General features: G+C 65.1%; 16 protein-coding genes. 5 read left to right on the plus strand and 11 right to left on the minus strand.

Features of this window, described 5'->3' with window-relative positions; translation table 11 throughout:
• Window positions 1-336 precede the first annotated feature (336 nt).
• Both pepN and O3656_RS03645 read right to left on the minus strand, forming a co-directional pair.
• Window positions 337-2,901: an aminopeptidase N gene (gene pepN, locus O3656_RS03640; RefSeq protein ID WP_500062663.1), complete on the minus strand. Its 2,565-nt coding sequence runs from the start codon at window positions 2,899-2,901 to the stop codon at window positions 337-339.
• A 114-nt stretch (window positions 2,902-3,015) separates the two neighbouring features.
• Window positions 3,016-5,046 (minus strand): M13 family metallopeptidase, encoded by a 2,031-nt coding sequence (locus O3656_RS03645; RefSeq protein WP_500062664.1) that lies wholly within the window; start codon window positions 5,044-5,046, stop codon window positions 3,016-3,018.
• Between the two features lie 266 nt (window positions 5,047-5,312).
• Here O3656_RS03645 and glpA point away from each other — a divergent pair, with 266 nt between their 5' ends.
• The 3 genes from glpA to O3656_RS03660 are packed head-to-tail and all read left to right on the plus strand — an operon-like array spanning window position 5,313 to window position 9,426.
• Window positions 5,313-6,899, plus strand: coding sequence for an anaerobic glycerol-3-phosphate dehydrogenase subunit GlpA (gene glpA, locus O3656_RS03650; RefSeq protein ID WP_500062665.1), 1,587 nt, complete (start codon window positions 5,313-5,315; stop codon window positions 6,897-6,899).
• The gene (gene glpB, locus O3656_RS03655) at window positions 6,896-8,146 is read left to right on the plus strand and encodes a glycerol-3-phosphate dehydrogenase subunit GlpB (protein ID WP_500062666.1); all 1,251 of its coding nucleotides are present in this window, start codon (window positions 6,896-6,898) and stop codon (window positions 8,144-8,146) included. Before glpA ends, glpB begins: the two co-directional genes overlap by 4 nt.
• On the plus strand, window positions 8,143-9,426 hold the full coding sequence (locus O3656_RS03660; protein WP_500062667.1) for an anaerobic glycerol-3-phosphate dehydrogenase subunit C: 1,284 nt from the start codon (window positions 8,143-8,145) through the stop codon (window positions 9,424-9,426). The genes glpB and O3656_RS03660 overlap by 4 nt, the downstream gene beginning before the upstream one ends.
• A 117-nt stretch (window positions 9,427-9,543) precedes the next feature.
• Here O3656_RS03660 and O3656_RS03665 read toward each other — a convergent pair whose 3' ends face one another.
• Complete coding sequence (locus tag O3656_RS03665; protein ID WP_500062668.1) at window positions 9,544-10,479, minus strand: hypothetical protein; 936 nt, start codon at window positions 10,477-10,479, stop codon at window positions 9,544-9,546.
• A 340-nt stretch (window positions 10,480-10,819) separates the two neighbouring features.
• Between O3656_RS03665 and O3656_RS03670 the strand changes: the two genes are divergently transcribed.
• Window positions 10,820-11,572 (plus strand): SDR family oxidoreductase, encoded by a 753-nt coding sequence (locus tag O3656_RS03670; protein ID WP_500062669.1) that lies wholly within the window; start codon window positions 10,820-10,822, stop codon window positions 11,570-11,572.
• An 82-nt stretch (window positions 11,573-11,654) separates the two neighbouring features.
• Here the strand turns inward: O3656_RS03670 and O3656_RS03675 are convergent, their stop codons facing one another.
• Window positions 11,655-12,698, minus strand: a complete 1,044-nt coding sequence (locus O3656_RS03675; RefSeq protein WP_500062670.1) for a hypothetical protein — start codon at window positions 12,696-12,698, stop codon at window positions 11,655-11,657.
• Between the two features lie 199 nt (window positions 12,699-12,897).
• On the opposite strand from O3656_RS03675, the gene O3656_RS03680 reads away from it, so the two are divergent.
• Window positions 12,898-13,599 carry a hypothetical protein gene (locus O3656_RS03680; RefSeq protein ID WP_500062671.1) on the plus strand — a complete coding sequence of 234 codons (702 nt, stop codon included), beginning with the start codon at window positions 12,898-12,900 and terminating at the stop codon, window positions 13,597-13,599.
• A 42-nt stretch (window positions 13,600-13,641) separates the two neighbouring features.
• Here O3656_RS03680 and O3656_RS03685 read toward each other — a convergent pair whose 3' ends face one another.
• The 7 genes from O3656_RS03685 to O3656_RS03715 form a co-directional block, all read right to left on the minus strand.
• A complete protein-coding gene (locus O3656_RS03685) occupies window positions 13,642-14,439 on the minus strand; it encodes a sulfite exporter TauE/SafE family protein (protein WP_500062672.1) in 798 nt (265 codons plus the stop codon).
• Entirely contained in the window at window positions 14,436-15,701 is a 1,266-nt protein-coding gene (locus O3656_RS03690) for an anaerobic sulfatase maturase (RefSeq protein WP_500062673.1), read from the minus strand. Before O3656_RS03690 ends, O3656_RS03685 begins: the two co-directional genes overlap by 4 nt.
• Entirely contained in the window at window positions 15,698-16,915 is a 1,218-nt protein-coding gene (locus O3656_RS03695; RefSeq protein WP_500062674.1) for an ROK family transcriptional regulator, read from the minus strand. Before O3656_RS03695 ends, O3656_RS03690 begins: the two co-directional genes overlap by 4 nt.
• 154 nt (window positions 16,916-17,069) lie before the next feature.
• A complete protein-coding gene (locus tag O3656_RS03700; protein ID WP_500062675.1) occupies window positions 17,070-18,590 on the minus strand; it encodes a sulfatase family protein in 1,521 nt (506 codons plus the stop codon).
• 40 nt (window positions 18,591-18,630) lie between these two features.
• The gene (locus tag O3656_RS03705) at window positions 18,631-20,079 is read right to left on the minus strand and encodes a sugar porter family MFS transporter (protein ID WP_500062676.1); all 1,449 of its coding nucleotides are present in this window, start codon (window positions 20,077-20,079) and stop codon (window positions 18,631-18,633) included.
• Between the two features lie 134 nt (window positions 20,080-20,213).
• A complete protein-coding gene (locus O3656_RS03710; RefSeq protein ID WP_500062677.1) occupies window positions 20,214-21,065 on the minus strand; it encodes a TIGR03943 family putative permease subunit in 852 nt (283 codons plus the stop codon).
• Window positions 21,062-22,072: a permease gene (locus O3656_RS03715; protein ID WP_500062678.1), complete on the minus strand. Its 1,011-nt coding sequence runs from the start codon at window positions 22,070-22,072 to the stop codon at window positions 21,062-21,064. The genes O3656_RS03710 and O3656_RS03715 overlap by 4 nt, the downstream gene beginning before the upstream one ends.
• Window positions 22,073-22,156 lie beyond the last annotated feature (84 nt).

Here is a 22,156-nt window from a genome sequence, read left to right on the forward strand (position 1 = left end):
GCGCACACACCCCGCAGCCGGTGTCATCCCCAGATGGGGCGACGCCATCGCCTGGCACGACCTCCACCACACAAGCCCCCACCGAAACAACTGGGACTAACCCTCCACCAACTCTTTTTGTCCTTTAACCCCGAAGACCGGCGATGCATCACACAAGCAATCGCACAGTCGATTGCTCGTCGGGTTCGGTCCTGCGGGACCGGGCCCGATTTTGTCTACGACCCGCGGCCGGTGTTAGCTTCAGCCGAGTAAGGGAGTAGGGGCGCGCAGCGCTATGGATAGACGTGAGGGGCCGTGGCCGTATGGCCACGCCCCCTCATGTCTCAGACAGGCTGATCAGCCCGCGTCCACCGCCTGGTTGGCGATCTGACGCTCGCACACGTCGATGAGCTCGCGGATGATGCGGATCGTTCCTGCGGACGCATCCGCGTGAGCTTCGATCCAGGCCTTGCCCGAAGCAACCACGTCGACCTCGGGGGCGTAGCCCGCGATGGCGTTCGGGAAGAGCAGCGTCGTGAGGTCTTCGGCCGTGTGGAAGGTGAAGGTCTCCCAGATGCCAGCAAGGGCCTCGAAGTACTCGCCCACGTAGCTCGCGTAGGCCGACGGGTTGGAGCGTGCCTGCGCCCAGAAGCCAGAGATCATCGCCCAGCGCGTGTCATTGGGGATCGAGGTGTCGGTCAGGACCTTGTCCCACACGTCAGCCTTGATCCACTCGCCTGCGCGAGCCGCACGAGCGGCGGCGGCGTTCTGGTGGCCGGTCATCGTGTCATCGGTGGCCTCCAGGGCGGCGATGTCCTCCTCGGTGGCGGCGTTGCCGCGCACGAGGGCGATCAGCAGACCCCACTTGAGGTCGACGTCGAGGTCCAGGCCTTCGAGGGTCTGGGTCCCGTCGTACAGGGCGCGGATGGCCTCGAACTGCTCGGGGCTGGTCGCGTTGCGGGCTGCTGCGGCCACGAGCATGCGCTGTGCGTCAGAACCGGAGGCAGCCGTGCGAGCCAGGAGGAGCAGACGGCGGCCCGTGTCCTCGGCGGCCTCGGCGCGGTGCTGGGGCGCAACGAAGGTACGTACGGCCTCATCGATGTGACGCAGGGTGAGCGTCAGGAGGCTCATGTTGTCCTCGACGGGCACCGCGCGCAGCGCCAGGTTCAGGTAATCGCGAGCCGGCATCTCACCGTCACGGGTCATGTCCCACGCGGAGGCCATGACGACGCCGCGGGTCAGTGAGTCCGTGAACTTGGTGATGTTAGCGACCGCGAAGGCCAGGGACTGCTCGTCGAGGCGTACCTTCGCGTAGCCGAGGTCGCCGTCGTTGACGAGGATGAAGTCGGGACGGGCGATGCCCGCGGCGGCCTCGACCACCGTGGAGGCGCCGTCAATGTCGAGCTCCTCGCGGAAGACCTGGGCCAGCGTGCCCTCCTCGGTCAGCGAGTAGCCGGCCACGCCCATGCGGTGCGGACGCAGGGAGGCACCCTCGGAGAAGGCTTCCTGGGTGATCTCGAGGCGCTCGATCGTGCCGTCCTCGGCCGTGGTGATGACGGGACGCAGGAGGGTCACGCCGGCTTCCTCCAGCCACACCTTCGACCACGAGGCGAGGTCTCGGCCCGAGGCAGCGGCCAGCTCTGAGAGCAGGTCGTCCAGCGTCGCGTTGGCGTAGGAGTGCTTCGTCAGGTACTCGTGCAGGCCGGCGAAGAAAGCGTCGCGGCCCACGTAGGAGACGAGCTGGCGCAGCACGGAGGCACCCTTGGCGTAGGTGATGCCGTCGAAGTTGACCTCGACGTCGGCCAGGTCGCGGATTTCAGCCGTGATCGGGTGCGTCGTGGGCAGCTGATCCTGCTTGAGGCCCCAGTCCTTGCGGACCATGAACCCGGTCCAGCCCTCGGTGTACTTGGTGGCCTCGGCCAGAGCCAGGTGGCTCATGAACTCGGCGAAGGATTCGTTGAGCCACAGGTCGTTCCACCACTTCATGGTGACCAGGTCGCCGAACCACATGTGCGCCAGCTCGTGCAGGATCGTGTTGGCGCGAGCCTCCATCTGAGCCTCGGTGGGACGCGTGCGGAACACGTAGGCGTCGCGGAAGGTGACGCAGCCCGCGTTCTCCATAGCACCCGCGTTGTACTCGGGCACGAAGATCTGGTCGTACTTGGTGAAGGGGTAGGCGATGCCGTACGCACCCTCGAAGAACTCGAAGCCACGTCGGGTGATGTCGATGATTTCGTCGGCATCCAGGTGCTCGACGATCGACGCGCGGGCGTAGACGCCCAGGTCGATCGTGCGGCCATCGGAGGACGTGAGCGTCGCCGTCGTGCCCTCGTAGGGGCCTGCGACGATCGCCGTGATGTAGGTCGACATGACCTCGGTGGTGGCGAAGCGGTAGATCCAGGCCTCGCCCTCTTCCTCGGGGGTGGGGGTCGGGGCGTTGGAAAAGACCTTCCAGCCCTTGGGGGCCTTGACCGTCAGCGTGAAGGTGGACTTCAGGTCGGGCTGCTCGAACGTCGTGTACACGCGGCGTGCGTCCGGGACCTCGAACTGCGAGTAAGTGTAGGCCTGTCCGTCGGCCGGGTCGACGAAGCGGTGTAGGCCTTCGCCCGTGTGCATGTATTGGCAGGATGCCTCAACTTCGAGGACGTTGTGCTCGGCCAGGTTCTCCAGCGCGATGCGGTTGTCCTGGTGAACCGAGAAGGGGTCCAGGGCGTTGCCGTTCAGCGTGATTGAGTGGACGTTGTTGGACACGAGGTCAGCGAATGTGGAGGCGCCTGCGCGCGCGTCGAACTCGATGCGGGTGAATGAACCGAAGTCGGTGTCTCCGCGCGTGAGGTCCAGTGAGATCTCGTAGCGGGTCACAGAGGAAATGATCGAGGCTCGCTCGGTCGCTTCCTCGCGAGTCAGGTTCAGGCCTGGCATGGGGTGCCTTTCCGTCGATGGAATGGGGGCGCTGTTGCGCTCAACATTCCTATGTTGTCATGTGTTGGGGGTGATTGCGCGGGGCGCGCCGGGTTTTGTCGGCTGGGACACGCTCTACCAGATGGTGACGCGCTGGGCGGGATCGAGCCACATGTCGTCGCCGGGGGTGACGTCGAATGCCCGGGCGAACGTGTCAAGGTTGCGCAGTACCTGATTGCATCGGAATTCCGCGGGGGAGTGCGGGTCAATCGCCAGCATCTGGCGCGCGAACTGGGGGCGTGTTGCCGTGCGCCAGGCGCGTGCCCACGAGTAGAAGAAACGCTGCGGACCCGAGATTCCGTCGATGACGGGAGCAGTCTGGGGGGTCAGCCCCTGCTCGGCGAGCGAGGCGACCCAAGCCTTCCATGCGATCGTCAGGCCGCCGAGGTCGCCGATGTTCTCGCCGATCGTGAGCGCGCCGTTGACGTGGGGGAGGGAACGCTCAGCGTCCGTGGCCTCCGGTTCTTCGCCGTTTCCCTGTTCGAGGAGGATCGCGGGGGTGAGGGCGTCGTACTGCGCGATAAGTGCGTGGGTGCGTTCTTCGAAGGCGGCGCGGTCCTCGTCCGTCCACCAGTTCGATAGGTTTCCCGCTCCGTCGTAGCGCGAGCCCTGGTCGTCGAAGCCGTGACCGATTTCGTGGCCGATGACCGCACCGATTGCGCCGAAGTTCACCGCGTCGTCAGCCTCGGCGTCGAAGAACGGGGGCTGGAGGATCGCGGCGGGGAAGACGATCTCGTTCTGAGTGGGGTTGTAGTAGGCGTTGACCGTCTGTGGGGTCATGTACCACTCGTCGCGGTCGACCGGACGGCCGAGCTTGGCCCATTCGCGGTCGGTCGCGTGCGCGCTGGCGGCGCGCACGTTCTCGACGATGGAGGCGTTGGGATCCAGGTTCAGGGTCGAGTAGTCACGCCACTTGACGGGGTAACCGATCTTGGGGTTGAAGGTTGCCAGCTTGTCGAGTGCCTTGGCCTTCGTGTCTTCGCTCATCCAGTCGAGGCCGCGGATCGACTCACCGTAGGCGTCGAGGAGGCGGCGCACCAGCGCGTCCATCGCTTCCTTGGCGTTGGGCGGGAAGTGGCGTGCCACCCACGCGCGGCCCATGGCTTCACCGAGGTAGGCCTCGATGAGGCCGAGGGCGCGCTTCCAGCGCGGACGCAGCTCCTGCGTGCCCGACAGCGTGCGACCGTGGAAGTCGAAGTTTTCGTTCACGAAGTCGCCAGAGAGAAGGGAAGCGTGGCAGTCGATGGCCGAGGCGCTCAGCCACTCCTTGAGGACGGGCAGGTCGATGGCGGCCCACAGCGCGGCGGCGGCCTTGAGGAAGTCGGGCTGATCGACGTTGACGACGAGGCCGGCGACGGGCATGCGTGCGCCGCTGGCCCACGCGTCCCAGTCGAATCCGGGTGCGAGCGTGGCGAGCTCCTCCCACGGCACTGGGTTGTCCGAGAGCAGGGGATCGCGGTTGCTCACAGAATCGCGGTGGTGTGAAGCCAGTGCAGTCTCGAGCTCCATGATGCGCGTGGCCGCTCCTTCGGGGTCGTCCACGCCAGCGAGGGCGAGGAGACGGGCCGTGTGTGCGACGTACGCCTGACGGATCGGCGCGTAGTCCTCCTCGCGGTAGTAGGCCTCGTCGGGCAGGCCGATTCCGGACTGAACGAGGGAGACCATGTAGCGGGAGGAATCGTGCGGGTCGGTGCCCACGTATGCGCCGACGAGACCTCCGATGCCCTCGCGCATGAGGCGGCCCATTTCGCGGGCGAGTTCCTCGTGGGTGGCGCACGCGTTGATCGCGTCGAGGTCGGGGCGTAGGGGGGTGGCACCGGCTGCCTCGATGGTGTCTTCGTCGAGGAATTGGGTCCACAGGGTGGCGATGCGATCGGCGTCCGGATCGTCCAGGGTGCCTGCCGCCGCGTCTTGAGCAATTGCTCGGGCGTACTTTTCTGAGGCGTCGCGTAGCGCGTGGAAGGCTCCGTCCATCGGGCGATCCGCGGGGATCGTGTGCGTCGCCAGCCAGGTGCCGTTGACGTGGCGGTAGAAGTCGTCCTGGGGGCGCACCGTCGAATCGGTGTACTCGGTGTCGAGGACTCGTGCCAGCAGTGTATTCGTCATGCCTTAACTCTAGGGGGAGAGGGGCCGATGGCGTGGGATGAGTGTCCACGGGGCGTGACTCATCCGAAATTACGTGATGTGCATCGTGTGTAATTCCCTGTTTTTGCCCAGAGTTGTGCGGATGAGTGCGGATGTCGTTGTGCGAGCGCGGCACCGTGCACATATGTGCAGAGTCGTGTGTGCATTCGTGCAATCGGGCTCATAGGGCGCATGATGGAGGCAGCAATGAGGCACTTCCTCATCAACAGGTGAAGGGATTTTTAACGGTGAAGACACTTCGCACTGACGTGTGTGTCATCGGTGGCGGATCCACCGGTGCCGGCGTCGTCCGCGACGTCGCCATGCGCGGCTTCTCAGCCGTCCTCGTCGATCGGGCCGATATCGCTCAGGGAACCTCGGGTCGCTTCCATGGCCTGCTCCACTCGGGCGGCCGCTACATTGCGTCCGATCCCGAGTCGGCCACCGAATGCGCCGAAGAAAACGAAATCGTCAAGCGCATCAACGCCAACGCGATCGAGGCCACCGGTGGCCTCTTCGTGGTGACGGCCCACGACGATGAAGAGTACGCGGACCAGTTCCTGGCTCGTGCAGCGGCTGCAAAGGTGCCCGCCGCAGAAATCTCCATCGCCGAGGCCCTGCGCCGCGAACCCCGGCTCGACCCGCGTATCAAGCGAGCCTTCGAGGTCCAGGACGGCACGGTTGATGGCTGGCAGATGACCTGGGGAGCGATCCGCTCCGCGCAGGCATATGGGGCGCAGATCTTGACCTACCACCGCGTCACCTCCGTCGAACGCGAAGGCGATCGCGTCAGCGCCGTCATCGTTCACGACGAGCGCGGCGGCGAGGACGTGCGCATCGAATGCGGGTTCGTCCTCAACTGCGGCGGCCCCTGGGCCGGACAGATTGCTGCCATGGCGAACTGCCACGGTGTCGACGTCGTCCCGGGCGCCGGCATCATGATCGCCATGAATCACCGCCTGAGCCACTCAGTCATCAACCGCTGCGTGTGGCCCGCCGACGGCGACATTCTCGTGCCCGACCACACCGTGTGCATCATCGGCACGACCGACCTGAAGGCCGACGACCCGGATCGCCTCTCCATCCCCGCCGACCAGGTCCAGCAGATGCTCGACGCCGGCGAGGCCATGATCCCGGGCTTCCGCAAGTCCCGTGCCGTCCACGCATGGGCCGGCGCGCGCCCCCTTATCAAGGACTCGCGAGTGTCCGCGACGGACACCCGCCACATGGCGCGCGGCATGAGCATCATCGACCACAACACGCGTGACGGCGTCTACGGCATGCTCACCATCGCGGGCGGCAAACTCACCACCTACCGCCTCATGGCCGAGCGCATCGTCGACATCATGTGCGAGGAGATGGGCGAGCAGCGCGCCTGCACGACCGCCGACGAGGCCGTCCCGCCCGCCAAGGAAGCGCGCCTGTACGCGATCGGCCACCGCCTCGACAATGTCGAATCGCGCAACGAATCCCCCTCCCACGAGCAGATCATCTGCGAGTGCGAGATGGCCACGCGCACCATGCTTGAAAACGTCATGGATACCCTGCCCAAGGGCCAGCTCGACGACGTTCGCCGCCAGATGCGCCTGGGCATGGGCCCGTGCCAGGGAGGCTTCTGCTCCCAGCGCGCCGCCGGCATCGCTCACGAGCGCGGAGACATCGACTCGATGCGCGCCAACTCCCTCCTGCGTCTTTTCCTGAAGAACCGCTGGATCGGACTGTGGCCCATCCTGTTCGGCAAGCAAGCCAGGCAGGCCGCGTTGGATGCCTGGATCCACGAGGGCACGCTCGATGTTGAGCACCTGCCCGCACCCAGCGAGGAGGTTGTTCGATGAGAGACGTCGTCGTTATCGGCGCTGGCCTGGCAGGCCTGGCCGCCGCAATCAAGGCAGCTGACGCGGGCCTGAGCGTCACCCTCATCACGAAGGGTGTCGGTGGCATCCAGCTCGGCACGGGCACGGTCGACATCCTCGGCTACCGCCCCGAGCCGGTCGACAAGCCTCTCGAGGCTCTGGAAGCCCACGTGGCCTCCCGCCCCACCCACCCCTACGTGCACGTTACCCCCGACCGCGTCGGTGCTTCCGTCGCGTGGCTGCGCGACCTCGTCGGTTCCGACGTGCTCATCGGCGACGAGACCCGCAACGTGCGAATCCCGACCGGCGTTGGCGCGCTGCGCCCCACCTGCCTGATTCCGCCCTCCATGGAGGCCGGAATCCCCCAAGTGGGCGCCCGCTACGCCATCGTGGGACTGGCGCGCTTCAAGGACTTCTACCCCAGCCTCGTCGCCGAAAACCTGACGCGCCAAAGCGGGCCCGACGGCGCTCCGATTAAGGCACGCGCCTTCAGCGTCGACTACGTCGTGCGCGAGGGCGAGGTCGACTCGACGGGCACCAACCACGCGCGCAGCCTCGACCGCGAGGAGAACCGCGCTCGCCTCGCAGACCTGATTCGCCCACTCCTCGAAGAAGGCGAAATCGTCGGCCTGCCCGCCGTCCTCGGCCTCGACGACGCGAACGCCTGGCGCGACCTCGCGGATAAGCTCGGCCACCCCGTCTTCGAAATCCCGATCCAGCCCCCGTCGGTGCCCGGCATGCGCCTCAACGCGCTGCTCACCCGCATCGCCTCCGAGAAGTGCCGCGTCATCCTCGGATCCCCGATCAAGGCCGTGCACACCGCCGACGGACGCGTGAGCGCCGTCGAATACGCCAGCGCGGGACGCCCCACGATCGTGGAAACCCGATCTCTCATCCTGGCAGCCGGCGGTTTTGAATCCGGCGCTCTCGAGATGGACTCCTACGGCACCGTGCGCGAAACCATCTGCGGCCTGCCCGTCATGGGGGCCTCCGGCCAGCTCCTGCACGCCGACTTCTGGGGGGATGACCAGCCCCTCTTCCTGGCCGGACTCGCCGTCGACGACAACATGCGCGTCCTGAACGAGGAAGGCGCGCCCGTGTGCCCCAACCTGTACGCGGCCGGAGGCAACCTGGTCGGCGCCACCCGCTGGCGCGAAAAGAGCGGCGAAGGAATCGCGCTGGCCAGCGCGCTCGCGGCCGTCGACTCGATCGTGGAGGAACTGAAATGACTCTCGAAATGTCAACGCTGATGGGCCCGGGCGTCGAGGAAGAAGACGTCTTCGCCCTGAGTGGCGACGGCGCGCTGCGCGCGAGCCTCGACTCCTGCGTCAAGTGCACGATTTGCGAAACCCAGTGCCCGGTCATGCGCGTCACCGACCTGTTCGCAGGCCCCAAGTACTCCGGTCCGCAGGCCGAGCGCTTCCGCAAGGACGGGCAGATGGTGGATAAGTCCATCGACTACTGCTCCTCGTGCGGCACCTGCTCGCTCGTGTGCCCCCAGGGTGTGAAGGTCACCGAGATCATTCACCACCGCCGCACCGCCATGAAGGAAGCGCACGGCATCCCCATGCGCGACCGCCTCATCGGCCGTACCTCCCTGATCGGCACCATGATGACCCCGGTCGCCCCCATCGCGAACTGGGCGCTCGACGTCAAGCCGATCCGCATGGCGATGGAGGCTGTCATCGGTGTGCACCGCTCGGCGCCCATGCCGCGCGCCTACGGGCGTACCTTCGAGTCCTGGTTCAAGAAGCACACACCGCTGCCCGGCTCGGGCACGCGCGGCCAGGTGATCTTCTTCCACGGCTGCGCGGGCCAGTACTTCGAGGTCGAGACCTCCATCCACTCCGTGATGGTCCTCGAGCACCTGGGTTACGAGGTCCTGGTTCCCAAGCACGGCTGCTGCGGCCTGGCGCTGCAGTCCAACGGCCTGTACAAGGATGCGCGCAAGTACGTCTCGAAGCTGACCAACGACCTGCGCAGCGTGAACCGCGATGCCCCGATCATTTCCGCGTCCGGTTCGTGCGCGGGCATGCTGCGCCACGAGGCCCACGAGATCCTGGAGATGGACACGCCCGAGCTGACGGATGTGGGTAGCCGCATGTGGGACATCAGCGAGTTCTTGCTGCACCTGTATGACAAGGGTGAGCTGGACATGAACTTCCAGCGCATCGACGTCACCATCCCGTACCACGCGCCCTGCCAGGTCAAGTCCCAGGGGCTGGGCAAGCCGGCCATCGAGCTCATGAGTTTGATTCCCGGCGTGACCGTGAAGGACTCCGAGCAGCCTTGCTGTGGCATCGCGGGCACGTACGGCATGAAGAAGGAGAAGTACGCGATCGCCCAGGCCGTGGGTGCCCCGGTCTTCGACTTCATCAAGCAGGTCAACGCCGAGCTGGCGGCCTGCGACACGGAGACGTGCCGTTGGCAGCTGCGCACGGCCACGGGCGCGAACGTCGTCCACCCGATCTGGCTGATCCACAAGGCCTACGGCCTGCCCAACGGCTGACTGAGCGATGGTACGCGAGTGGGGATCCAATCATGGATCCCCACTCGCACGTCATTGGAGCGTAGTCGGCTCCTGGGTGCCTCGCGATCGTCACATAGTGAGGGGCGGCTCTGGGAACTAGTCGAGCCAGGCGATGGGCTCGAAGCCGTCAACACCGTCATTGATGACGGGAACGGTATGGTCGCCGGTTCCGTCGACATTGAGGATGTGGAGGGCGAAATCTGTTTGATCTTCGTTCCACATCGTAAATGCGATCTGTTGTTGATCGGGACTCAAGACGATCTTGTTACCGCCATATTTTTTGCACTTGCGTGCGTCGTCGTAGGGTTTGTAGATGCTCCTCTCCTGGTAGTACTCCCCTGAGAAAGTGCTCCGGTCAAGCTCGGGGCCTGATGCGGTGTAGACGAAGATGCCCCGGCCCTCCATATAATCGAAGCACTCGTTGTTTCTGGAGACGCTCGCATTGATGCTCCAGCACATGTGGTCTTTGTCGTTTCCTTCAGCGTACTGTGTTCCGCTCTCGGTGGCGAGCTTGGTCCCTGAGAGCAAACTGAGATAGCGAGAGCTGGGATCCGACGGTTCGATGTTTAGGAGAAGTTCTGGCTGCGTGCTGCCGATTTTGAGGCGGTAGTACAGTGTCCGCTTGCCATCGTCTTCATCGTACTCACGCTGGAAGTAGAAGTAATCGTCAGCTGAGAATGTCGGCAAGTAATCGGAATATGGGCGTCCCTCGTAAAGGGATGGGACTGCGGCGGACATGTCCGTGACGTTGTCGTCGGTATCGACGTATCCGACGTGAGCCCCTTGGAGGCCACTATCGCCATCGACGTACCATTCGGCCGTGACGTAGGAAAAATCTCGGGAGTAGCAGTAGTTGAAGCTGCAGCCCGCAGCTTGTCTGACAGTGTTTGAATTGTCGCTTGCGGGTTTGTTGCGAAATATGCGCATCGCGACCACTTCCCCTGTGGCTGGGTCAGTGGCTCGGAATCGGGAGAGGTTGCCATATTTGCTGAAGGGATCTTTGATCAAGTCTTGGACGATCAGCCCGCGCATGGGTTTGTCTTCGAGAGGGCTGTGCGGGACGCCAGTTGGTGACGGGCTCGTGGTGGGCGTGGGACTCGGAGTTGTGGTCGCCGGTGTGGTCGTCGTTGCAACCGGTGTTTCGGGCGGCGGAGAGCTCCTGGGTATGCAGGCGCTGAGCGCGAATATACAGGAGCAAACGAGTACGGTAATGGGGGCGACGCTGCGAGACATGACGTTCCTCGGTAAGTGCTGTGAGTGCGATGCTAAATAGTATAGGCAGCCCTTCTATCCCGCCGCTTGAGGGCGAGGAGATGTGTTACGTGTGAATGGGAGCATGACGGTGCGTGCCTGGGGATATTACAGTGTCCCCATGAGCATTTCTCGTCGCGTCGTCGTCACTGGAGCCTCCACCGGAATTGGGCAGGCAACTGCCCGACTCCTCGCTGAACGGGGGTGGAAGGTCGTCGCCGTGGCCAGGCGCCGCGAGCGCCTGGAGGCCCTCGCCCAGCAGGTCGGCTGCGAGTACTGGGCTGTCGACCTGACGGATGAGGCACAGGTGGAGGAGATGGCCGCACACGTCCTGGCGGGCGGCCCCGTGGACGCGCTGGTAAACAATGCCGGTGGGGCGATTGGTGTGGACCGCGTCGCCGACGGTGATCCTGCCAGGTGGAGCGCGATGTTCGAGCGCAACGTCCTGACCGCCCTGCACTGCTCGCGTGCGTTCCTGCCGGGGATGCGCGAGCGCGGGGGAGACCTCGTCTTCCTCACCTCGACCGCCGCCCACGACACCTACCCGGGAGGCGGCGGCTACGTTGCCGCCAAGCACGCCGAGCGCATCATCGCCAACACGCTTCGTCAGGAGCTGGTGGGCGAGCCGGTGCGCGTCATCGAGATTGCGCCCGGCATGGTGCGCACCGAGGAGTTTTCGCTCAACCGCCTCGGCTCGCAGGAGGCCGCCGACCGCGTCTATGAGGGCGTTGCAGCACCGCTCGTCGCCGAGGATATTGCCGAGGCGATCGTGTGGACCCTGGAGCGCCCCTCCCACGTCAACATCGACTCGATGATTGTGCGTCCGGTCGCCCAGGCGACGAACACGCTCGTGGCCAGGGAAGCCGCGCAGTAGAGTCTGCGCGCTAACGGCATAGGAACGAGGCCGGGGACACTCGCGCGATGGGGTGCGCGTCTCGTCCCCGGCCTCGCGTCTTCTACTGAGTCCAGCCCAGGATGCGCACGACGCCCGGGACGTCCTCGGTGGTCGTCGTGATCTGGGTGGCCTCGCCGCCTGTGACGGGGGCGACGAAGAGGTGTAGTGAGAGGTCGGAGTAGGGGTCCTTGGGCGACGCATACAGTGCCATCTGCGTGCCGTCGGGGCTCACGGCGAGCCATCCCTCGATGGTGTGAGTGCTCTCGAGGCTGGGCAGGCTGACCTTTGTCCAGTTGGAAACGAGCAGTGTCTGGTCCTCCGGGGTGGTCTGGGCGAGAGGCGTGCCCGGCTTGGAGTAGATGGTGCCCTGGTCGATCGTGAGGCACGTGCCGTCGGGGGTGACGGCGTCCGCGCCGAAACATCCAACGCCGGCCTCGTTGGCGACCCACATCGCGGTTTTGGTGCGCTGGATGGACAGGTCGGGCATGACTTGGAATCGCGCGTAGTTTTCGACCGTGAAGTCGGTGGAAACGGCCTCGGGCGCTTCAGTTTCTGAGGGGAAACGGTAGATTGTACCGACGCGATCCGATGCGGCGTCCTTGTCGATGTGGGCCACGTAGATGGCTCCGTCGGGGCCGAATTGGGCGAAGTGATTGGACACGGGGGTGTGTCCGCTCGGCGTCGGGATCGCGTCATTGAGGACGGTGAGCGTACCGTTCGTGGAGACCACGGCGACCTTTTCGTTCTCGCCATCGTCGTTCGCGATGATCATGCGTGAGAAGTCGGGGGAGTAGCACTGCATATACTCACACATGTACCCCGGTGCGGACAGGTACTCGCTCGGGAAGGTGAAGGTACGCGTCGCCGTGATCGTGCCCGATTGCGGGTCGATGGCCCGCACGGTGGTGACCGTCGTGTCGATGCCGTCGTCGGCGGCGGCGAAGATAATGCCGGACATGGGCGCGGTCGACGGGTCTGCCGCAGCCGCGGACGAGGCCTCGGCGCTCGCGGTGGGGGTGGAGGGGGTCGAGGCTGATCCGCAGGCGGTGAGAGCAAGCGCGGTTGCCGTGGCAAACAGGATCGTGGGGAGCGGCTTGATGGACATGAGGCACCTCGTGAGCGTGATCGTCGGGTGGCGAACGTTGCAGGATAGTTGTGAGCTGACAAATTAATCAAGCTCCAAAAAGTGATGTGCGACACCTGTTATTTCATAGCGTTTTCACAGTTTCGTCATAACGTCCCCTTATGTGTCGTCCCTAATCTGCGAGGCATTGATGCACATATCAGCAGAAAGGAGCGTCCCCATGGCGGACGACAACAAGAACCCGGCAGGTGACACCGAGCGCACCTCGATCCTGCCCCAGTCGGAGGCGCAGAGCGCAGAGCAGACCGAAATCCTGCCCACTCACGTGTCCCAGGAGGAAACGGCACAGATGCCGCCCGTCCCCCAGCAGGAAACCGGCAATGCGTTTGCTGGCACGCCCCTCGAGTCCGTCGCGCACTCTTCTGCCGACGACCAGGCGGGTGACGAGGCCGTGGCAGCTAGCGCCGCGACGCTCGAGCCTGCACCGAAGAAAACCTCGTGGGGTAAGCGCGCGGCCATCGCCGGAGCGGCCGCCGCCATCCTCTCCGTCGGCTTCGGCGCGGGCATCATTACCCATGCCGCCGTGGTGGGGGATGGACAGGACTACTACGAACAGGGGTACGAGGACGGCTCCAACGATCAGGGTAACGGGACCGAGGATGAGGATTCCGGTCGCGGAAGTGATCGGCAGGGTCCGGGTAACGGCCAGCAGCAGGGGCCGGGCGATGATCAGCAGGGGCAGGGCAATGATCGCCAGGGATCCGGCAGCGATCAGCAACAAGGACCTGGTTCACAGCAGGGAGACACTGGCAGTAGGCGGCCCGGACCTCCTCCGGAGGGTGGCCGAGGCCCCGGCAGCAAGCCTGGAGGCCAAGGCAGTGCGGACACCTCAACCGAGAATGAGGGGTCGACCGCCAGCTAAGCGATGAGGGCGCGCGAGACGGCATCTGTCTCGCGCGCTCTTTCACGCGAGGGTGGCTACGAGGGTCGAGGCGGCTACGCCTACGAGGAGAGCCGCAAAAACGAGTCCGAGCACCCGGTTCGACACTCTCTTGGTGAGCTTGGCTCCCACGATGCCGCCTCCCATCGATGCCGCGGTGAAGAGCGCGACCATCACCCCGGCCTCGGCGGTGATCGTCAGGGTCCCGGCGACCGTGCGCGAGGCCAGCCCGAAGGCGGCGGTGATCACCATGACCAGCAGGGACGTCGCAGAGGCTCGCTTCATCGGGTATCGCAGCGCCAGGTGTAGCGCGGGCACGATCGCGAACCCTCCGCCGACGCCGAAGAATCCCGTGAGGAAACCCGTCAGCGTCGCCAGGGCGACGACGCGGCACACGGTCGCGAGCGTCCACGAGTGGTGATCGGGCGGGCGCGCCCCGGCCTCGTGCGACGATGACTCCGAGGAACGCAGCTGAGAGCGCACCATGAACACCGCGACCGCTCCCAGGAGAGCACAAAATGAGAGCATGAGTGCGCGCGCCGAGACGAGCGGACCGAGCGTTGACCCCGCCCACGTGCCGACGAGGCCCGCGAGCGCGAAGATCGTTCCCTCGCGCCATGCGACGTTGCCGCTGCGAGTGCGCGTTGCCAGCGACACGGCGGCTGTTAGCCCCACGATGATGAGGGACAGGCCCGTCGCCTGGTGGGGGTCTTGGCCGAGGATGTAGACGAGGATCGGTACCGACAGGATGCCGCCACCTGCGCCGAGTGAGCCGACGATGATGCCGACGAATGCGCCGATGAGGAGCGCTTCAATGATCATTGGTGATTCCGGGTTGACGTGGACAAGGGAAGTCCGAGTGAGGAAGCGACTGCGGGATCCATGATGTCCGAGGCTGGCCTGCCCGCTGCGATCAGCATGCCCATCGCACGCAGGGCGGGAGTTGCGTGCTCGTAAAACGCCCGGTATCCTTCGCACAGGTAGTTGTGCGCGGTTTTGCCTCGGCGGACGAATCTGTCTTTCGGGCATCCACCCCAGCACAGTCGCAGGTGCGGGCAGGACCGGCACTCCTCGCCGAGGTCGGGCTTCAGGCGTGCAAAGTCGCGCATCTTGTCCGATGTTGCCAGCTGCGCGAATGATGAGGAGTTGATTGAGCCGACCAGCCAGTCCGGCTCCACCCAGTGATCGCAGGCGTACACGTCGCCGTTGAACTCCATCGCCATGTTCGCCCCGCAGTGGGGCGCATGGACGCACACCGTGGCCGATCCAAAGAGAGCTGAGAGCGTCGAATCCACGTCCTGGATGAACACCTCGCCGACGTCGGCGGCGATCCACTGGTCGAACACCTCGCACAGGAAACGCCCGTAGGAGGCGGGGGACGTGGAGCGGCTGGTCACGCAATCCCCGTCCTGTCGATACAGGAGCGCGGAGGTGCCAGACCTCCAGCCGCGCTCGGCCTGGGCCAGGTCGGCCGCGCGCACGCGCTCCACGATGGGGATGAACTGCAGGTAGCGGGCCCCAAGCTCGTCGCGGAAGTAGCGGTACACGTGCTCCCCGTGGTCCTCGTTCGCGGCGTTGACCGTGCACAGGATGTTCGTCTCCACGCCCGCGCGCTCGAGGGCCTCCCAGCCGCGCACAACCATCGCGTGCGTGCCGCGCCCGCCGCGGTTGAGCCGGTAGGCGTCGTGCAGGGGAGCGGGCCCGTCGATGGACACACCCACGAGAAAGTTGTGGTCTGCGAAAAAGCGCGCCCACTCGTCGGTCACCAGCGTGCCGTTCGTCTGCAGGGCGTGACGCACGCGCTGGGTGGGGCGACGGAAGCGCTCACACAGCGCAATGAGGCGCTCGAAAAAACCCAGGCCTCGCAGGGTAGGCTCCCCGCCCTGCCACAGCATCGTGACCTCGCCGTCGGGGCTCGACTCGAGAAAAGCCTCCACGTAGCGCTCAAGCGTCTGCTCCGACATGGTCTGCGCGGCCGCGTTGTAGAGCAGCTCCTTTGACAGGAAGAAACAGTACTGGCAATCCAGGTTGCAGGCGGCACCCGTCGGCTTCGTGACAACGGAGAAAGGGATCGAGCGGGTCACGGCCTGCCCCCGCGATCGGTGCGCGTGCGCATTGACGAGGCCGACCCCACCTCACGGGTCGGAGCATCCTCAGCGTAACGGGAGAGGGAAACCTCATCGTCGGAGGGGTGAGCAGCGATGTACGCGCTGGCTTGCGCGGCACCCAAGGGCCCCAGCGATGCCCCCACGACATCGATGTCCCACTCCATCACGGGAAGGAGCTCCTTGTACATGGAAGCCGTAATATCGGCCCGAAGGGAAGGGAACGCGTCGACGACCTCACCCGCCACGATGATGGCTCGCGGATTAATGAGGAGCGCGGCCGAGCCGAGGACGTAGCCGACAGCCTCCGCCGCCCGGTCCAATGCCTCGCGCGCACGTGCATTGCCGGACAGGACGGCGCCGCGTAGCTCCGCAATGTCACGAACTCCAGCGCGCTCACACAACGCCGGAACGGAGGCCAGCGTCTCCAAACACCCACGCTTGCCGCACGCACACGGAGAGTCGTTGGCACCCACCGTCATATGGCCCAGCTCGCCGGCCAAGCCACCCGCTCCACCAACGAGTCGAAAATCGGAGACGACGCACCCGCCCACGCCACCCGACAAACGCAGGTAGATGAATGAGGACATGTCGACCCCAGCACCCCACATCGCCTCAGCGAGAGCCGCCATCCGCACGGTGTTATCAACCACCGGAGCGGGAGACCACCAGCGACGCGTCAGAGCTGCGAGTTCCTCCACGCTCGGGTACGCATCCGAGGACAACCTCGCGTTACGCCCCATCGGAATGGGAACGCCCACACCCACCGCGCGCACGGTCGACGTGTCAATACCCTGCCGGGCAGCGCTCGCGGCCAGGGCCTCGCAGGTCTGCTCAAGGGAGAGCTGCAGGGATGGGGAGGCGGGGGAAACAATATGGACGGCGGCCAAGACTGCGCCGCTGCGCGAGAGCATGACGCCCGCACACGACGTGCGCGTGACGTTGAGGCCGACGCAGTGGGCGGCCGAGGAATTGAGGGTGAGAAGCTGGGTGGGGCGGCCTCGTCCGGGGGCGTTGGTACGCACCGGCGTCACCGATCCCTCATCGAGGAGGGTCGTGAGTGCGCGCCCCAGGTTTGTGCGCGAGGTGTCGAGTGCTTCGCACAGCTGGGAGCGTGTGGCCGGGGCTTTGGCCAGGTGAGCGACGATGCGGTCTTCCAGGGTTGGCAGGGGGCTGCGGGTGGGGTAGTGCATGTCTCTCCTTCCCGGCGCTTTGTCGTTGATGTTCGGTCGGTGCGTTCCGACCTCGTTGATACTTTCTATGATACGCGTCACTGCTTGGGGTGTGCAGAGGGCGCGTTGCCTCGGCGGCGGGATGTGAGTGCCTTCCCGCCGCCGAGGCGTTGCGTCAGTCGCTCGTGACCTCGTCGAGGTCGGAGCGAGCCGTGTTCACCAGCGGGATGTCGAAGTCCGTCATCGCCGCCATCCACTTGGCGAAGGAATGATCCCCGCGCTCACGCAGCTGCAGGTACAGGTTCGTGGCCAACTCCCTACGGATCTCGTCGTAGACGGGCACGGTGTACACGTTGTTCATCTCGGCCGGATCCAGGCGCAGGTCGTAGAGCTCGTTGATCGACTCGGGGTTGATGACGAGCTTGAAATCCCGCGTGCGCAGCATGCGCTGCTGGAGGGGGAAGTGATGGCCGTGGAACTCGCACACGATGTCCTCACGCCAGCCCTCGACGTCCTCGCCGCGCGTCAGGTCCACGATCGAGCGGCCGTCCTCGACAAGCGAGGGGTCCAAGCCCGCGATGTCCAGGACCGTGGCCGGCAGGTCGATGAGGGAGACGAACGCGTCCGAGCGGCCCACCGTGGACACGCCAGGGATGTGGGCGATGAACGGGACATTGTAGATGTCGTCGTACATCATCGGGCCCTTGTCGTTGAGACGATGCGAGCCCGTGAACTCACCGTGGTCCGCACAGAAGAACACCGCCGTGTCGTCCAGGATGCCCAGCTCGCGCGCCACGTCCATGATGCGTCCGATTTCGAAGTCGATCATGGCCGTGTAACCCCAGTAGACCGCGATGAGCTTCTTCCACTGCTCGTTCGTGAACGAGGACGTGGACCAGTAGGTCGCGTAGTTCTCCTGAATTGGGGGCTTACCGATGAGGGAGTCGCCGAAGTTTTCCGGCAGCTCGACGTCATTGGGATCAATGAGATCGAACCACTCGTCGGGCAGGAAGTAGGGCAGGTGGGGGCCAAAGAAATGCACGTCGAGGCAGAAGGGCTGAGAAGAGTCCTTCCAGTCGGCCGCGTATTCGCGCAGCTTCTCGATCGCACGGTCCGCGAGGAAGCGTTCGAAGGTTGCCTCCTCGGGTTGGTCGAGGCGCGCGGCGATGATGTGGCCGTCGCGCCCACCTGGGAGCTTGCCGCGCCACAGGTCGTGGGCGCGAACGGGCGGGAGGTTGTTGGCCTCGAGCCAGGCGACGTACTTCTCGTTGGCTACCGGGTTTTCAGCGCCCCAGTAGGTGTCGTCGTCGGCGCCGAACTTATCGGGCAGGTTGTAGCCGCAGTGGTACTTGCCGACGATGCCGACGTTGTAGCCGGCGTCGCGCAGCTCCTGCGTGTACGTCCACGTTCCCTCGGGGATCGACACCTGGTAGGCGATGTTCCACTCGGGGTTGGCCAGCACCTGGTGCTTACCTGGGCGCTTGCCGGTGAGCAGCGAGGCGCGCGCCGGCGTGCAGATAGCCGTGGGGGTGAAGCAGTGTGTGAAGGCGAAGCCCGATTCGCCCATCGCGTCGATGACGGGGGTGCGTGCGTGGGGGTTGCCCAGGCAGCCGATCGTGTCGGTGCGGTGCTGGTCGGTCATGATGACCAGGACGTTGCGCACGTTGTCGGGAATATCCCGAGTCGTATCAGTCATTGCAATGCCTTTTCGTCGTTGAAATCGAAGGGGAGGGCGCTCACTTCTGGGTGACGACCTTGTCCATGTCCTCAAGCTCAGCGCCGCTGGTCTCGGTGAGGAACTTCGCCGTGAAGATGACCGCGAGGACGCCGAAGGCGCAGTAGATCCAGTAGGTGCCGGCGGGCGACCAGCCGATGAGGAAGGGGAAGAGGAGGACAACCAGGAAGTTCACGAGGAAGTCGGCGCCCGATGCGAGCGACATGGCGCCACCACGGATCGAGTTGGGGAACATCTCGCCCATGACGATGGAGAAGATGGGGCCCCACGAAGAGGTGAATCCGAGGAGGAAGGTACACAGCGCCGCGACCGCCAGGAACGCCAGGACCGGGGAGTCTGCGACGTCCGGCTTGCCGTCGACGGTGGGGGCGACCGTGAAGACCGTGGCCACGATGCCCAGCGACACGAAGATGAGGGTGCCGCCGTAGATCAGCATGCGCTTGCGGCCCACGCGGTCCACCAGCATGATGCCCGACAGGACGCCGACGATCTTGAACGCGGTGATGAGCAGCGTCTGGGCCAGGGCCATCGACTCGGTGAAGCCGACGGCAGCGAACAGGGAGTTCGAGTAGAAGAAGACGCCGTTGATGCCGGTGAGCTGCTGGAATGCGGCGATCGCCATGCCGACGAACACGAGGCCGCGCCACTGGGAGGACAGAATCTGTCCGATCGAGAGCTTCGCGCCGCCCGTGATCGTCAGGGACTGGGTGATGGCCGTGACGCGGTCTGCGGGATCTTCCTCGCCGCACAGCTTGGCCAGGATCTGCTCGGCCTCCTTGGTGCGCCCCACGGAGACGAGGTAACGGGGAGACTCGGGGATCTTCGCCGTAAAGACGACGAAGAGGAGGGCCGGGATGATCAGGCACGCGAAGAGGACCTGCCAGGTCATGAGCCCGCCGAACGCGGGCTTCGCGGCACCGCCCGTGATCGAGACGACCGCCGTGTTGATGAGGCCAGCGAAGAACAGGCCCAGGATGATCGCGAGCTGACGGAAGCCGATGAGACGTCCGCGGATCTCAGCGGGAGCGATCTCCGCAACGTAGCCGGGGGCGACCGTGGTCGCCGCGCCAAAACCGATGCCGCCGACGATGCGGGTCAGGAGCAGGAAGGGGTAGCCGAGGCTGCCCAGGAGGGGAGAGATGGGGCCGAGGAGGGCCTCGAAGAGCAGGAAGGGGCCGACCCACATGAGCGTGGTCTTGCGGCCGATCTTGTCGGAGATGCGTCCCGCGGCGAGCGCGCCGATGAGGCCGCCGATGACGCCTGCTGCACCTGCAACGCCCTGCAGGATCGGTCCGAGCTCGAAGGTGGATCCCACCGCCTTGATGGCGGCGTTGAGGACCATGCCTTCGAATCCGTAGAAGAAGGGCCCGAGGGTGGCGATCAGAGCGAGGGACGTCGCGTAGCGCCTCGCTTGTTTTTCGCGGGGAGTAAGTGTTGTTGTCGATGACATGTCTTCATCCTTGAAGGTGAGATGGTGCGCCCGCGCCTGCCGTGTGCGCTTCATTCACCGTACGCGCGCAATTTTGTGTCCGAGGTAACGGACATAAACGATCGAAGTGATCTGCATCACTATAAATTGTGTATTTAGCGCGACTGAATCACGAACTCCGGATTCGGCGCATCGGTCACCTCGACCGAATCAGCATCGATGACGAGCGCCTTCGTGCCGCGCAGGCGCAGCGTACCGCTCACGTGAACCCAGCTATCCGCCTCGGGCGCGGGGCCGGACCACCGAACAACGAAACCGATCGGGTATGCGTCAGCAGCACAGCACCAGATAGCCATGCGGGCCACCGCGAAACTGTCATCCTCCGTCACGCGAGGAATCGACGCCTGTGCGCGAGCCGCCTCAGGGCTCATCACAAAACCGACGAGATCGATGTGATCGCCGTCGTGCGCGCGCCCGTGAGCAATCAACTCCTCAACCTGATCGTAGAAGTTATCAGTCGTCAGCTCCAGCTTCCCCGACGACGAGGCCGATGCGGCGTCCCCGCTCTGCGGAGTAACGGTGGGGGAGGCCTCCCCCTGGGAGGTGGACGTCGACGCAGAGCCGTCCCCATCGTCCCCAGCGTCGAGGCCGGGGCTCGTGCCTGCGTCAGCCACACGAGCGTTCCACGCGGTCGATGCCAACTCCGAGGGAGAGACTCGGAAAGGAAGAACGATCAGAGCACTCGCAAGGAGCGCCACAAGGGCGCGCGAGAGAGCGCGACGAGTGTGAGCACTGTCGGTGTGCTCGTGGTCGGCGGACCCGAGTCGAGCAGACAGAGCGAGCGAGCACGCGAGCAGACACACTCCCGAGGCGATGATCCCGAGACGCGCGGAAGGCGGGACGAACGATGCATAGCGACCCGACAGTGACAGCCACAGCAAGCCAGCGCCGAGGCAAGCCAACGACAAGGACTCGGCGACCGGGGCCAGGCGATCCATAACCCTCACGACAGCACCCCCGCCCACCAGGCGCAGCCAATCACGGTGGCAGCAGCCACGCTCACCGTCACGAACAAACGGACCACAAACGCACCCCGGAACTGAGAGGCCAGGAGCGCCACATTCTTCACATCCATCATCGGCCCGTACACCATGAAACCCATCAGCGCGCCCGTGGGCGCCAACGAAGCGAGAGAACGGGCAATCACTGCGTCAGAGGATGAACACAGAGACAACGCAAAACCGGCACCCATCATCAGGGCCAGTGCTGCGGGCGCGGGAAGCCCCGCGAGCAGAGAAGACACCGGCCATAGCACTTGAGCCAGCGTCGACGCCGCAACGCCACCGAGCAGATACGGCAGAATCCTGCCGAAAGACTGCCCTGTCGCACCCAGCACGCCGAAGAAGGATTGATCCGGCACCGCGCAGCCACCCTCACAGCCGCACGCATCGCCGTCATGGAAGGCGCCATCCGCCCGCAGCGCCCGCGGGGAAGCGACCAGCATCGACAGGCCAACCGAGAGAGCAACAATAACGCTCAGTCCGATACGCGTGGCGACCAACGGCCATGAGCCAAACGCGTAGTAGGTCGACGCAATCACCAGCGGGTTGATGGCGGGAGAAGCCAGCATGAGGGTCGTGGCTGCCGAGAGTGGAACACCCTTGCGCAACAGCGAGCGGAAGATCGGTACCGCCGAGCAATCGCACACGGGGAGCAGGAAAGCCGTGAGAAGCGCAGTAGCGACGGAAGCAATCGGATTCCTCGGGAATACGCGCGCGATGAGCGCGGGGGAGATGAATGCCTCGATGAGTTCAGCGACGAACACGCCCAGCAGCAGGAACGGAATCGCCTGCAGCGTCATGCCGACGGCGATCGTTGCCGCGCGACCAATGGGTAACCCCGATCCAGCTAGAACACCCTGCGCCGCCCACACGGCGATCAACGCAATGAGGAACAGTACGCCAATGAGCGCACCCCAGGGGCGCGCAGGGCGTCTCGTATCTGTCGAACTCACCCCACAACTCTAGGACAGGAGGCCCAAGCCTCCCCGGTCACGCGCCGACCACAGCCCACCAGACCATCGTCTGCGCGTGCGTCG

Source organism: Pauljensenia sp. 27098_8_83, assembly GCF_041432695.1.
Taxonomy (GTDB): Bacteria; Actinomycetota; Actinomycetes; order Actinomycetales; family Actinomycetaceae; genus Pauljensenia.